Here is an 11,780-nt window from a genome sequence, read left to right as displayed (position 1 = left end):
GGGCGATCATGAAGCGTATCGGGGCGGGCATCATCCTGGGGCTGTGCCTCGGCGCGGCCGGCGCGGCCCTGGCCCATCAGTTCGGCCCGGCCGAGGGCGACCACTACCAAATGGGCTGGACGGTCCTCGTGCGCGGCGCGGTGATCTGCCAGGACCCCTATGTCCGTTCCTCGGAGCGCGAGATCGAGTGCCGCAGCGCGGGCCGCTGATCTAGCCCGCCACCTGGACCGCCTGCCGCTGCGCCCCGCGACCGCGCCGCCACTCCGGCGGCATCTCCGCCGGACCGAACCGCCGCTCGATATCCTTCTGCAGGGCGCGCGCGGCCATCAGGTGACCGCGGAACAGGGTGTCCATGGCCCAGCCGATCACCGGGATTTCGGTGAGCGCGCTGTTGGCGGTGAGATAGAGGCCCATGCGCAGCAGGGTGTAGGCCGAGGCCTTGGCCCCGATCGCCTCGTAGATCAGCAGGCCGCCGGCCCCCACGCTGTAGAGGGTGTTCGCGCCCGGCACCCAGGCGAGCACGCCGTCCAGCCCGATGCCCCACGGCCCGATCGGGATCAGGTTGTCGCTGAGGCGGGCAATGCGCCCGGCCACGCGCCAGGCGCGATGCGCACGATCTTGGCTTACGTCCATCTCGTCTCCAACGGCGACGGCGGTCCCTCGGTTCATCCAGATGGGGGCGGCGCGTGCGATTGCGAGCGTGGCCTTGGGACGCAGCTGGCCCCAGCTACCCCCAGAACTCGGCGCTGGGCGGCTCGATCAGCGAGCCGGTGATGGCCAGGCCCGGCTCCCGGTCCCTGGCCAGCAGCAGCGGTCCGTCGAGGTCGGCCACCTCGGCGCCCTGCGCCAGGATCAGCGCCGGGGCGACGCCCAGCGAGGTGCCGACCATCGAGCCGACCATCAGGCCCAGCCCCTGCGCCTGGGCGGCGGCCGCCAGCGCCAGGGCCTCGGTGAGGCCGCCGGCCTTGTCGAGCTTCACATTGACCAGGCTGTAGCGCCGCGCGCAGGCGGCGAGCTCGGCGCGGGTGTGCAGGCTCTCGTCGGCGCACAGCGGCACCGGGCTTTCAAAACCCTCCAGCTGGATGTCCTGCGACACCGGCAAGGGTTGCTCCAGCAGCTTGACCCCCAGCCGCGTGAGTTCGGCCGTCACCCGCGGAAGGTCCTCGAAGACCAGGCCCTCGTTGGCGTCGACGATCAGCCGGGCCTTGGGCGCGGCCGCGCGGACGGCGGCCACCCCTTCCACCCCATCGGGCGAACCGATCTTCAGCTTCAGCATCGGCCGGCCGGCGTTGGCGCGCGCGGCCTCGGCCATGTCCGCGGGCGCGCCGAGGCTGATCGTGAAACAGGTCTTCACCGGATCGAGCCGCGACCGGCCCGCGAGCGCCCAGGCGCGGCGTCCGGCGCGCTTGGCCTCCAGGTCCCAGAGCGCGCAGTCGAGCGCGTTGCGCGCCGCGCCGGGCGGAAGGAACCCCTGCAGGTCCTGGCGCGTGGCCCCCGCCTCGACGGCCGGCCGCACGCCCTCGATCTGCGCCAGTACGCTCTCGACGCTCTCGCTGTAGCGGCCGTAGGGCACGGCCTCGCCCCATCCGCGATGGGGCCCCTCGAAGATCTCGGCGACCACGACCTCGGCTTGCGTCTTCGCGCCGCGGGCAATGACGAAGGCGGCGGCCAGCGGCCAGCGCTCGGCCCGGGCGCTGAGGGCGCGGGCCATGCCGGCGGTCCTAGACGACGTCGCCGGCCGCGGCGTCCAGCAGCAGGTACAGCCGCCCGGCGTCCTCGCCCAGCATCCCGGCCATCAGGAAGCCCTCCGGGTCGCGCACGGCGGCGTCGGCGATCAGCGTCTGGTAGCGGCGCACATAGGTCAACGCCTGGCGCTTCACGGCAGCGTCGGTGGCGAGCCGGCGGGCGATACGGCGGGTGGCGGCCGGGGCCAGGCGCTTGACCACCTGGCGCGCGCCCTCGGCGTCGCCGGTCTGCACGGCCGCGGCGATCTCGTCGATGCGGCCCTTGGGCAAGAGCTTGCCGGACTCGACGCCCATCCGCTCCAGCTCCGCGCCGAGTTGGTCCTGCAGCCGCTCACCCTGGGCTTCCGCTCCGTCGATCGAGGCCAACAGGTCCTTCCAGGTCCACTCTTCGGAGCCCTCTGCGGGCGGCGTCTCGGCCTCCGCATCGACCTTGGGCGGTCCGCCGGCGGCCTCGAAGACCTCGGTGAACTCCGCGTCGGTGGCGGTGGGCGTGAGTTTCAGCCGCGGCCGCAGGCCGATCTTGTCGGCCAGCTCGGGCCCGGACGGCTCCGACGCCACCTGCGCCGGGGCCGGCTCCATGATGTCGTCGAGCTCGAGGTCGGTCCCGGCGGCGGGCGCGGGCGCAGCCGCGGCAGGCTGCGGCGCAGGCGCGGCGGGACGGGCGGAGATCCGCGTGGCGGGCTCGAGCGCGGCACGGGGCGCTACGGCCGCCAGCGGCGCGGCGGCGGACGCCGCGCCCATCAGCCGGACCGCTTCGCTGAGCATCTCGAAATTGCGCCGCACGCGATCCTGGAATGCCACGTCGATGGCCTGGGCTTCCTCGGCCGTGCGGTGGGCCGCGGCCATCAGCTCGTCCATGCCCGCCAGGACCGCGGTGCGGACTTCGTTGGCCTGGGCCCGCGCGCTGGCGGGCAGCCGCTGCGCGCGCTCCTCGATCTCGCCCAGCATGGCGGCCAGTTCGGCCAGCGAGGCCTTGGCCGCCGCGGCGCCCTCGTCCAGCTTGCGGGCGGTGGTGGCGCCGGCGTCCTCGACCATCTTCGAGGACTGCTCGACCAGCGCCTTGGCCTCCTCCAGCCTGGCCTCGAACACCTGGTTGGCCTTCTGGCCGGCGGCGAAAGCGGCCTCCGAAAGCTGGTCCACCTGATCGCGCGCGGTCTTGGCGTGGGCCGCCGCGGCTTCGCGGGTTTCCTCCGCCGCGCGGGCCAGGGCCTCGATCGCCGCGCGGGTCTGGGCCTCCAGTTGGCGGCGCTGCTCGGCGGCGGCTTCGGCGACCGCCTCCAGGGATTGCACGGTCGACTGGCCGAACTCCTCGCGCTCGGCCCGCGCCGTCTCGGCGAGGTCGCGGAACTGCGCCGCGGCCTCGGACATCAGGCTCTTCAGCGCCTCGCCGCCCTTGGCCGCCCGGTCGCTCATCTCCAGGGCCGACAGGCGCGCCTGGCCGATGAACTCGCCGAGCTTGGCGGCATGGGCCTCGGCCTGGTCGGCGAAGCCCTCGTGATCGGTGCGCAGCGCCGAGGCGAGAGTGGTCAGCGCCGCACGCTGTTCGGACAGGCCGCCCTCGACGGCCTTGACCTGTTCGGAGACGCCGACGCCGGCGCTTTCCAGCCGGGCGATGTGGCGCACCAGGTCCTCGCCCGCGGTGCGCGCGGCGTCGCTCGCCTCGCCGGCCGCGGCGGCCAGGTCGGCGGCGCGGGCCGACAGCTGAGCCTCGGATTCGCGCATTTGGGTGTCGGCCAGCTCGGCGGCGTCGGAGACCATCCGCGCCTGCTGGGTGATGGTCTCGGCGACCTTGGAGGCCTGGGCGTCCAGCACGTGGGACAGGTCGCTGAGCTCGCTGCGTTCGCGGCCCAGCGTCCCCGAAAGCTCCTGGGCGGTCCGCACCGACTGGGCCGCGGCCTCGGCCAGCTTCTCGGTCTCCATGGCCAGCGCGTCGCGCAGCGCCAGCAGGGTCTCGCGGGCCTCCTCCGCCGCGGCGCCGGCGCGGACGATCTCGTCGCGCACGCCCTGCACCACATCGCCCGAGCGGGCGGCGGCCGACAGCGCGGGCGAGAGCATGTCGTCGGCCATGGCCTTGGCCCGCCGGGTCTCGTAGGCGAGCTTCTGGGCCTGGCGGATCATATAGGCCGCGCCCCAGACGAAGACCGCGGGGCCCACCGACAGCATGGCGAAGACCGCGAGCGCGAAGGCGTCATTCTGCAGCGGAGCCACGGCCCGGCGATAGCCCACGGCGAAGGCCAGCGGCGCGAAACCCCAGAGCACCGAAACCGCCAGGGCGGTGATGTAGATCGGCCAGGGCGAGGGCGGGGTGAAGGCCTCTTCGGACGGCTCCGGCTCCCGCTGCGGATCGGGGCGGTGGACGGGCATGCGGGAGGTCGCGGCGGTCACCTTGGCGCTGGCCGGCGGCGGCTGCAGCGGCGGCGCGGTCTCCGGCTCGCGCTCGGCCAGCTCCACGCGCGGCGGCTCGGCGGCGGCCGAAGGCTCGCCCCCCTCGCCGGAGGCTCCGAAATCCATCGGCGGACCCTGCCTGTTGCTTCTCATCCACGCACTTCCGAAGACGGCGCGTGCTGGAGGTCTGGAGCCCCCGCCCGCGCCCTATCCAGAGCACACCTTACGACAGATCAGGCGCGCGAACACCCGGCTCGCGCCAAACGGGCATTCGGCCGCGCGGTCGGCGGGCTGTTGGGGGATCAGGTGTGGTCGAGGAGGTGCGGATGCGTCAGCCGCTCGGGGCAGGCGGCCAGCTTCTGCGGCGTGACGTGGGTGCGGGCCACCACATGTTCGGCGGCCGGCTGGGGCCTGTCGAGGCTCATCGGCGCCAGGGTCAGGCCGAAATGCGAGAAGGCCGCGGCGGACGAATGCACCACCACCGAGGCGAGGAAGCCCGTCAACGTCGTCATCTGGCTCCCCGTCTCTCGAATCCGTCGAGCAGCGTTATACGACGAACCCCAGGTTGCGGCGACGGTTCGCCGGATGAAATTTTGGCAATGTTGGCCAGGCCCTTCAGGGCTTCGCCGGCGCCGGCTTGACGGGGCCTGGCCTGGCCGCCTGATGCTTGGCCGGCGCCTCGGGCGCGGCCTCCCGGCCGGGCTCGATGTAGAGGGAATCCCGCCGGCCGCAGGCGGTCAGTCCCATCGTCGTCAACAGTATCGCCATGAGGATCCGCCCCCGCATCCCCGTCTCCTTTCGTCTAGGTGGTCGGCGCCGCTGTCCGGCGGGCGGTCGGCGTGCGCCAGACCCGCGGATCCAGGAAGCCCAGGAAGTGCGCCACGCGGATCACGGGGGGGCTGGCCCCCGCTTCCAGCGCCATCTCGCGCCGCAGCGCCGTCATTGCCGTCCAGTGCTGTTTCGGCCGGTAGTGATGCTCCGCATGGTAGCCGTTGTTGAGAAACAGCAGGTTGTAGACGGGCTCGTAGGTCGACACGCCCGTGGCGCGCGGGTCCTCCGGATCGGCCCCCAGGTGCTCGTAATAGGCGATCAGGAACGAGAGCGACTGGCCCAGGTAATAGAAGGGCGCCAGCACCAGCACGAAGTCCCAGCGCAGAACCAGCAGCACCGCATAGACCGCCACCATCACCCAGAATTCCTGCAGGGCGCGCCGAGCCTCTGCCGGGCGTTTGGCGCGGATCTGCCGGGCCACCTCGAAGGGGCTGTCGTCGCGCCAGAAGCCCATCAGCACATAGGCCGCCATCGGCTCGGCCTTGCCCTCGGCGCCGTGCCGGTAGATCGAGATCGGATCGCGCGTCTGACCCTTTGCGTCCGGCCGGTCGGAATTGCCGGCGTGGTGCCGCATGTGGACGTAGCGGTACATGGTCTGCGGCACGCCGTTCTCCAGCGTCAGCGCGAACTCGGTGATCCGGTTCATCAGGTCCGAGGTGAAGAACGGATTGTGGATGAAGTTGTGGCTGAGCGAGTCCTGGTTCCAGCCAATGGCGAAGGCGTAGAGCCCCGCCCCCGCCAGCCGCGCCGTCCAGCTGAGCTGGGGCCAGGCGATGAAGAAAGCGACCAGCGCCGCCAGGTGCGCGAAGACCAGCAGCGCGGGCACGGCGTCCCAGGCGCTGTAGCGGAAGATCCGCCCGGCCTTTCGCATCGTGGGTTTCGCCGTCGTGGTCATCGCCCGTCTCGTCCGACCCCCTTAAGCTGAGAACGCCATCGAGACATTCAAGCCCCCGAAGGCAAATGCGTTGACCAAGGCGTGGCGGGCCTTGATCGGCCGCGCCTGGCCCACCACCACGTCCACGTCGCACTCCGGATCGGGCTCGTTGAAGTTCAGCACCGGCGGGGCCAATCCCGCCTTCAGCGCCTGCAGCGCGATCACCGCCTGCAGGGCGGCCGAGCCGCCGATCAGGTGGCCATGCGCGCTCTTGGTTGCGATCACCGGATGGCGCCTGGCCCGCTCGCCGAACACCGCGCGGATCGAAGCGGCTTCGTTCTTGTCGTTGAGTGGCGTGCCGGTGCCGTGAGCCGAGATCAGCACTTCGTCGGCCTCGGCCAGGCCGCCGTTGGCGATCGCCTGGCGCATGGCCCCGCTGGTCCCTTCCAGCGACGGCTGGGTGATGTGGAAGGCGTCCGAGGTCATGCCGGCTCCCAGGTATTCCGCAAGGATCTCCGCGCCGCGCGCCCGGGCGTGCTCATAGTCCTCGAGGATCAGCGCCGCGCCGCCGTCGGCCATGACCATGCCATCGCGGTCCTTGGAGAACGGCCGGCAGGTCGCGTCCGCCAGCGCCTGGATGGCCATCCAGCCGGCCATGCAGCCGGGCGTCGCGATGGCCTCCGAACCGCCCACGATCGCCACGTCGGCGAGCCCCGTCTGGATCAGGCCCGCGCCCTGCACGATGGCGTGCGCCGACGAGGCGCAGGCCGAAGAGGTGGCGAAGGTCGGGCCGTGCACGCCGAACTGCATGGCCACCGCGCTCACCCCGCCGGAGACCATGATCTTCGGCACGGTCGCCGGATGCATGCGCTGCGACTTCAGGCCGAAGAAACGCTCGTAGCTCTTCTCGAGGGTCTCCTGGCCGCCCTGGCCATGGCCCAGCACGATGGCGGTCCTCTGATCGAGCGCGGCATGGTCGACCAACCCAGCCTGCTCGATCGCTTCATAGGCCGCCGCCAACCCCAGGAGGGCGAAGCGATCCAGCGTGCCCGACACCTTGCGCCCGAAGCGCGCCTCCAGCCCCGCCGCAAAGCCGTCCGCGGTGAGGGCCGCGGGCAGGGTCACCGGCTCAGGCGCATGCTGGCCGCCCTCGAACCGATGGGGGGCGATGCCCGACCGCCCCTCCCGCGCCGCGTCCCAGTTGGCCTTGGCGCCGAGCCCGATGGCCGAGACCGCGCCCAGTCCGGTGATGGCGATGCGTCGCGCCATCAGGCCGTCGCCTCCGCGTTGATCCGCGACAGCAGGAAGTCGACCATTTCGCCCAGGGTCTTCATCTGGGGCATGTCGCCCTCCTCGATGACCACGCCGTACTTCTCCTCGAGCTCGAACAGCATCGAGATCACGTCCAGCGAGGAAATGCCGAGGTCCTCCAGCGTCGCCTCGCGGGTCAGCTTCTCGCGATCGATGATGGCTTCCTGGGCGATCAGGTCGAGGAGCTCGGATTCGGTGGCTTTCATTGGGGACGTCCTGGGGTCCGGGCGGACCAGTGGTAGGTGAAGCCGAGAGAGGTCGTGAAGATGTTACGGCTGGCGAAGATCGGGCTGGGACGAAGCTCGCCGACGATCCGGTCCGCCGTGACGGCGGCGACGAGGCGGATTTTCGGCGTCAGCTGCTGCACGGCGTCCAGCTCGGCCCCCACCGTGGTGAAATCCTCGTCGAGGAACCTGGGCAGGCCGAAGCTGCGCGCCGCGTGCGGCCGCAGCCCGAAGTACTCCTCCGTGAAGCTGGAGTCCGCCCAGGAAATGCGCGCCTGGCCGGCCAGCGAGAAGCTCGCGGTGATCGGAACCCCGGTGTCGAACGACAGGTCCCCCGACCAGCCGTCATAGCCACCGACCGCGTGGCGCAGCCGGGCTTCGGCCAGGCCGATCGGCGTCTTCACCTGGGTGAAGCCGCCCAGCTCGATCACGTCGCTCATCCGGAAGGCGCCGCGCGGCAGGTTGTCGTTGAACGACTGGCGATACTCCGCGATCGGCCCGGCCTCGACCGGGCCCCAGCGCAGCGCGCGGTACTTCAGCCCGTCGTCGAGGCTGAGCGAGATCCGGTCGCCGTAGGTCGCCTCGATGATCGGCACGGCGTCCACCAGGTAGCGCGTCCCGCCGATATGGTCGGGCCGGACCCGCACCGCACCGCCGAGGTCCACGGTCCACTCGGGGTCGGCCGCCGCGGCCGGCGCCGCCAGCGCCAGGGCGGCGAAGCCCGCCAGGAGGGCGAGCGCCTTCATGGCTTGGCCTCCCCCTCGCCCAGCAGCCAGACCCCGGCCAGGATCGCCGCCCCGCCGATGATCTCCGCCAGGGTCACCGGCTCGCCCAGTAGCGTCCAGCCCAGGCCGATCACCAGCACATAGCCCAGCGCCGTCATCGGGAAGGCCGCGCTCAGCGACAGGTTCGACAGCACCACCATCCAGATCGCCAGGGTGACGATCTCGCAGCCGATCCAGGCCTGCACCCAGGGCGAGGCGATCGCCGCCCCCAGCCAGCCGAGCCCGAGCGGCTGGCCGAGCAGCACGTGGGCCGTGCGCTCCGCCAGGTACTGGTTGACGAGCGCCATCAACGGCATGGCCAGCCAGACGAGCGGGCGGGCGGCGCGGGCCCGGGTCAGGGCGGCGGCGGTCATGCGGCCCCCCTTTGAGGCGCGGGATCGTCGGCCAGCAGCGGGGCCGCCCATTGCAGCGCCCGGTTCACCAGCGGCCGGCGGTGGCGGAAGTACATGTCCGCGCCGATCAGACGGCTGCCAAGCCTCAGCTTGTTCTCATAGGCCGCCTGGCCGCTCTGATAGCGCTGCAGGCCGCGCTCCAGGCACAGGCGCACATTGGTGAACCAGCTCACGAAATAGAGGTTGAGCGCCGGCCCCCGCGCGCTCTCCATGCAGAAGAACTTGTCGAGCAGCGTCACGCCGTCCTGCAGCAACAGGTTGAAACCCACCAGCTCGTCCCCCGCCCAATAGACGACGCACAGCGCCCGCTCCCCCATCGCGGCGAGCACGCCGGTGAAATAGGCGGCCGTCAGGTCCTCGAACTGCAGCTCCGAGCGCGCGCGCGTCTGGCGGTAGAGCTCCAGGATGCGGGCCTCCAGACCGGTCAGGTCGCGGACGACTTCGATGCGCAACTCGCAAAGCGCCTTCAGCTTGCGGCGCATGTCCTTGCGGGTGGCGCGGCTCAGGCCCGCCAGATAGCCGTCGAGATCGGCGAAGTCGATCACCAGCTCCGCGCTCGGCATGCCGCTGGCGGGCTGATAGCCGATGGCGCGGGCGGCTTGCGCCCACACCGCCCGGTCGCGCTCCGGCGCATCCTTGATCGCCAGCAGCCAGCAGCCCGCCTGGGCGGCCGCCGTCTCGAAGGCCTGCAGCAATTGCTCCAGCACCGCGGCCCGGCGATCGGGCGACAGGTCCCGCGAAAAGCCCAGGCCCACGTCCTCCGTGCAGGGTGAGCCCAGGCACGCCATGCGCACGGTGAAGGCCCTGGGCGCGATCTTGCGGGTCGCGGCCACCAGCCGGCGGCCCAGGTCGGTCAGGGTGGTGTCCAGCGAATAGTCGGTGAAGAACCCCGGCGCGGCGGCGATCGCGCGCCCGCCCTCCTCCACCACGGCGTAGCGCCAGTCGAAGCCCGCCAGTCCCGCGGCTTCCACCGCCGCCAGGTAGTCATAGCCCTCCAGCGCGCCCGGGAAGCAGTCGTCCCAGGCCTCGCGGCCGATCTCGGCGATCGAGCGGACGACGCGGGCCGCCGGCGGGACGTCAGGCATCGGCGGGCTCCGCCGTCCGCCGCCGCTCCGGCTCCGGCGCCTGTGGCGCGCCACAGAAGTCGGCCGTCAGGTCGCCCACCAGATCCCTTTGCCGGTCCACGTGGATCATGTGGTAGCAGTCGTCCAGCAGGTGCAGCTCCACCGGCCCGCCCAGCACCTTCTTCAGGCGGTGCGCATTGCGCGGGTGGCTCATGTCGTCGTCGCGCGCGTGCAGGATCAGCGTCGGCTGGTGGATCAGCCGGCCCACCGAGTCCAGATGGTCCGACAGCCGGTGCATCTCGGCCATGGCCCCCAGCGGCACCCGGTCGAGCGCGCCCGGGATCACCGCGCCCTGCGTCGCGGCCATGCCGTCGCGCAGCCGCTCGTCCTTTAGCCCATAGGGATAGGGCTCGACGAAGCTCATCTTGCGCACCAGCGGCAGGCCGGCGAACGGCGTGGCATAGGGCGCGATCGCCGAATACCAGGCCTTCATGTTCCAGCCGTCATAGCGATAGGTCATGGAATAGACCGCCGCGCCAGCCACCGACGGGTCTTCCGCCGCCAGCGCAAGACCCAGCGCCCCGCCCACGCAGATGCCCGCCACATAGACCTCGTCGTGGTCGTAGCGCAGCGCCCGATAGGCCTCGCGCACCGAGCCCAGCCAGTCCTGCCAGCTGGTCCGCAGCAGGTTCTCCTCGTCCACGCCGTGGCCGGCCAGGAGGGGGGCGGCCACCGACAGACCCCGGCGGTGCAGGCGCTTGGCCAGGAACTTCATCTCGCCCGGCGCGCCGGTCATGCCGTGGATCAGGAGCACGGCCTTGCCGGTCGTCCCGCGCAGCCGGAACGTCAGGTCGCGGGTGGGCGATTGGTAGTGGATCATGCGCCCGACACCCCGACCAAGAGCACGCCCGAGAAAATCAGACCCGCGCCCAGCATCTGGCGCCCGGTCATCCGCTCACGCAGGAGCAGCAGGCCCGCCAGCGGCACCGTGGCGTAGGTCAGGGTCATCACCGGATAGGCCATGCTCAGTGGGCTGCGCTGCAGCACCAGCACCCAGGCGATGCTCTCCACCACCCACAGCAGCACGCCGATCCAGACCAGCGGCTGGGTCAGCACGCCGCGCACGAACGACGGCGCGGCCTGCGCCTTGCCCGAGCCGACCTTGAAGCTGAGCTGCTGCACCGTCTCGGCCGCGATGCAGAAGGCGAGCAGGGCCAGGGCCGCCGGAACGAGCTTCGCGGCGGTCACGACGGCAGGCCCTCGAAGAGGCTTAGCAGCCGCAGGTTCACCGCCTCGTTCACCCGGCCCGCGTCGATCGGCTCGGGCGTGCGCCACGGCTGGTCCAGCAGCGCCTCGCCGCGCTTCAGCCAGCCCGCGCCGGCCCGGCCCCCATAGACCGGCTTCGACCAGTCCCCGACCACGTCGGCGCCGACGATCCGGCGGGCCTGCGCCACGCGGGTGATGGCCGCCATCACGAAGTCCAGGCTGGCCCGGCCCTGGTCCCAGTTGGTCACCGCGTCGGCCGGGCGCAGCACGTCCTTGTCGATCGTCACATAGACCGCGCCGGTCGGGATGGTCGCTTCCAGGCAGTCGAGGAACGGGCCCTCTCCCATGGCCGAGATGGTTGGCCAGGCGCGGCCCTCCAGCACCACCTCGTCGCCGCCGTCCGGCGCCTCCCAGGCGAACAGGTCCAGCCGGTCCTCGGCGATCAGCGCCAGGTCCCCCTCGCGGGACCGCACGCGGCCGATGTCGGGGCTGCAGACGCCCACGGTGATCACCCGCGCAACGCCCTCCAGCCGCGCCGCGCGACCGACCCACGAGCCGCAGTGCCGGCCCGGCGCATGGCGCACCCAGTCCGGGTGGTTGTCGAAATGCAGCAGGGTCACAGGACCGTCGGCCTCGGCGACCGCGCGTTCCAGGAACAGCGGCGTCACATGGTGGAAATCACCGGAGCCCGCGAACACCACCTCGGCCTCCCCGCGGCTCGGCAGGCAGGCGCCGATGCGCCGCTTCAGCTCCGCCAGCGTGTCGGCCCGGCTCCACAGGCGAAGCGCGGGCCCCAGGTCGCGGGCGGCCAGCACCCGACCGCCGCGCGCCAGCACGTCCCGTTCGAGGGCGGGTTGCCGCTCGAAGGCGTCGTCCAGCTGCAGGATGACGGGACGCATGTGA

Annotated in this window: 15 protein-coding genes; 1 reads left to right on the top strand and 14 read right to left on the bottom strand. The window is 71.9% G+C overall.

What is annotated here, in order from left to right:
- Positions 1–8: 8 nt before the first annotated feature.
- The gene (locus VGT80_RS09535; RefSeq protein ID WP_327455145.1) at positions 9–209 is read left to right on the top strand and encodes a hypothetical protein; all 201 of its coding nucleotides are present in this window, start codon (positions 9–11) and stop codon (positions 207–209) included.
- Between the two features lies 1 nt (position 210).
- Here the strand turns inward: VGT80_RS09535 and VGT80_RS09530 are convergent, their stop codons facing one another.
- From VGT80_RS09530 to VGT80_RS09465, 14 genes are all read right to left on the bottom strand, one after another.
- Positions 211–633: a DUF4112 domain-containing protein gene (locus VGT80_RS09530; RefSeq protein WP_327455143.1), complete on the bottom strand. Its 423-nt coding sequence runs from the start codon at positions 631–633 to the stop codon at positions 211–213.
- A 94-nt stretch (positions 634–727) separates the two neighbouring features.
- Positions 728–1,711, bottom strand: a complete 984-nt coding sequence (gene dgcA, locus VGT80_RS09525) for an N-acetyl-D-Glu racemase DgcA (protein ID WP_327455141.1) — start codon at positions 1,709–1,711, stop codon at positions 728–730.
- Between the two features lie 10 nt (positions 1,712–1,721).
- Complete coding sequence (locus tag VGT80_RS09520) at positions 1,722–4,256, bottom strand: polar localization protein TipN (RefSeq protein ID WP_327455139.1); 2,535 nt, start codon at positions 4,254–4,256, stop codon at positions 1,722–1,724.
- A gap of 176 nt (positions 4,257–4,432) precedes the next feature.
- Positions 4,433–4,642, bottom strand: a complete 210-nt coding sequence (locus VGT80_RS09515; RefSeq protein WP_327455137.1) for a hypothetical protein — start codon at positions 4,640–4,642, stop codon at positions 4,433–4,435.
- A gap of 103 nt (positions 4,643–4,745) precedes the next feature.
- Positions 4,746–4,898: a hypothetical protein gene (locus VGT80_RS09510; RefSeq protein WP_327455135.1), complete on the bottom strand. Its 153-nt coding sequence runs from the start codon at positions 4,896–4,898 to the stop codon at positions 4,746–4,748.
- A 34-nt stretch (positions 4,899–4,932) separates the two neighbouring features.
- Positions 4,933–5,832: a fatty acid desaturase gene (locus tag VGT80_RS09505; protein ID WP_327455133.1), complete on the bottom strand. Its 900-nt coding sequence runs from the start codon at positions 5,830–5,832 to the stop codon at positions 4,933–4,935.
- A 45-nt stretch (positions 5,833–5,877) separates the two neighbouring features.
- Complete coding sequence (locus VGT80_RS09500; RefSeq protein WP_327455131.1) at positions 5,878–7,104, bottom strand: beta-ketoacyl-[acyl-carrier-protein] synthase family protein; 1,227 nt, start codon at positions 7,102–7,104, stop codon at positions 5,878–5,880.
- Positions 7,104–7,352 carry an acyl carrier protein gene (locus tag VGT80_RS09495; RefSeq protein ID WP_327455129.1) on the bottom strand — a complete coding sequence of 83 codons (249 nt, stop codon included), beginning with the start codon at positions 7,350–7,352 and terminating at the stop codon, positions 7,104–7,106. The genes VGT80_RS09500 and VGT80_RS09495 overlap by 1 nt, the downstream gene beginning before the upstream one ends.
- Entirely contained in the window at positions 7,349–8,116 is a 768-nt protein-coding gene (locus VGT80_RS09490) for a MipA/OmpV family protein (RefSeq protein ID WP_327455127.1), read from the bottom strand. The genes VGT80_RS09495 and VGT80_RS09490 overlap by 4 nt, the downstream gene beginning before the upstream one ends.
- A complete protein-coding gene (locus VGT80_RS09485; protein ID WP_327455125.1) occupies positions 8,113–8,508 on the bottom strand; it encodes a hypothetical protein in 396 nt (131 codons plus the stop codon). The genes VGT80_RS09490 and VGT80_RS09485 overlap by 4 nt, the downstream gene beginning before the upstream one ends.
- On the bottom strand, positions 8,505–9,632 hold the full coding sequence (locus VGT80_RS09480; protein ID WP_327455123.1) for a GNAT family N-acetyltransferase: 1,128 nt from the start codon (positions 9,630–9,632) through the stop codon (positions 8,505–8,507). Before VGT80_RS09480 ends, VGT80_RS09485 begins: the two co-directional genes overlap by 4 nt.
- The gene (locus tag VGT80_RS09475; RefSeq protein WP_327455121.1) at positions 9,625–10,491 is read right to left on the bottom strand and encodes an alpha/beta hydrolase; all 867 of its coding nucleotides are present in this window, start codon (positions 10,489–10,491) and stop codon (positions 9,625–9,627) included. The genes VGT80_RS09480 and VGT80_RS09475 overlap by 8 nt, the downstream gene beginning before the upstream one ends.
- On the bottom strand, positions 10,488–10,859 hold the full coding sequence (locus VGT80_RS09470) for an EamA family transporter (RefSeq protein ID WP_327455119.1): 372 nt from the start codon (positions 10,857–10,859) through the stop codon (positions 10,488–10,490). The genes VGT80_RS09475 and VGT80_RS09470 overlap by 4 nt, the downstream gene beginning before the upstream one ends.
- Positions 10,856–11,776, bottom strand: a complete 921-nt coding sequence (locus VGT80_RS09465; RefSeq protein ID WP_327455117.1) for a hypothetical protein — start codon at positions 11,774–11,776, stop codon at positions 10,856–10,858. The genes VGT80_RS09470 and VGT80_RS09465 overlap by 4 nt, the downstream gene beginning before the upstream one ends.
- Positions 11,777–11,780: the final 4 nt, after the last annotated feature.

Origin of the sequence: Phenylobacterium sp. (assembly GCF_035944335.1) — a bacterium.
In the GTDB taxonomy this organism is placed as follows: Bacteria; Pseudomonadota; Alphaproteobacteria; order Caulobacterales; family Caulobacteraceae; genus Phenylobacterium.
Note: the sequence above shows the minus strand (reverse complement) of the source record. Positions and strands in the feature narration are given on the sequence as shown.

What these genes read in the sequence shown, in the direction of transcription:
- VGT80_RS09475 (WP_327455121.1), bottom strand. Translation starts at nt 10,491, where the DNA reads ATGATCCACTACCAATCGCCCACCCGCGACCTGACGTTCCGGCTGCGC.
- VGT80_RS09535 (WP_327455145.1), top strand. Translation starts at nt 9, where the DNA reads ATGAAGCGTATCGGGGCGGGCATCATCCTGGGGCTGTGCCTCGGCGCG.
- VGT80_RS09480 (WP_327455123.1), bottom strand. Translation starts at nt 9,632, where the DNA reads ATGCCTGACGTCCCGCCGGCGGCCCGCGTCGTCCGCTCGATCGCCGAG.
- VGT80_RS09490 (WP_327455127.1), bottom strand. Translation starts at nt 8,116, where the DNA reads ATGAAGGCGCTCGCCCTCCTGGCGGGCTTCGCCGCCCTGGCGCTGGCG.
- VGT80_RS09495 (WP_327455129.1), bottom strand. Translation starts at nt 7,352, where the DNA reads ATGAAAGCCACCGAATCCGAGCTCCTCGACCTGATCGCCCAGGAAGCC.
- dgcA (WP_327455141.1), bottom strand. Translation starts at nt 1,711, where the DNA reads ATGGCCCGCGCCCTCAGCGCCCGGGCCGAGCGCTGGCCGCTGGCCGCC.
- VGT80_RS09485 (WP_327455125.1), bottom strand. Translation starts at nt 8,508, where the DNA reads ATGACCGCCGCCGCCCTGACCCGGGCCCGCGCCGCCCGCCCGCTCGTC.
- VGT80_RS09530 (WP_327455143.1), bottom strand. Translation starts at nt 633, where the DNA reads ATGGACGTAAGCCAAGATCGTGCGCATCGCGCCTGGCGCGTGGCCGGG.
- VGT80_RS09465 (WP_327455117.1), bottom strand. Translation starts at nt 11,776, where the DNA reads ATGCGTCCCGTCATCCTGCAGCTGGACGACGCCTTCGAGCGGCAACCC.
- VGT80_RS09500 (WP_327455131.1), bottom strand. Translation starts at nt 7,104, where the DNA reads ATGGCGCGACGCATCGCCATCACCGGACTGGGCGCGGTCTCGGCCATC.
- VGT80_RS09510 (WP_327455135.1), bottom strand. Translation starts at nt 4,898, where the DNA reads ATGGCGATACTGTTGACGACGATGGGACTGACCGCCTGCGGCCGGCGG.
- VGT80_RS09505 (WP_327455133.1), bottom strand. Translation starts at nt 5,832, where the DNA reads ATGCGAAAGGCCGGGCGGATCTTCCGCTACAGCGCCTGGGACGCCGTG.
- VGT80_RS09520 (WP_327455139.1), bottom strand. Translation starts at nt 4,256, where the DNA reads ATGGATTTCGGAGCCTCCGGCGAGGGGGGCGAGCCTTCGGCCGCCGCC.
- VGT80_RS09515 (WP_327455137.1), bottom strand. Translation starts at nt 4,642, where the DNA reads ATGACGACGTTGACGGGCTTCCTCGCCTCGGTGGTGGTGCATTCGTCC.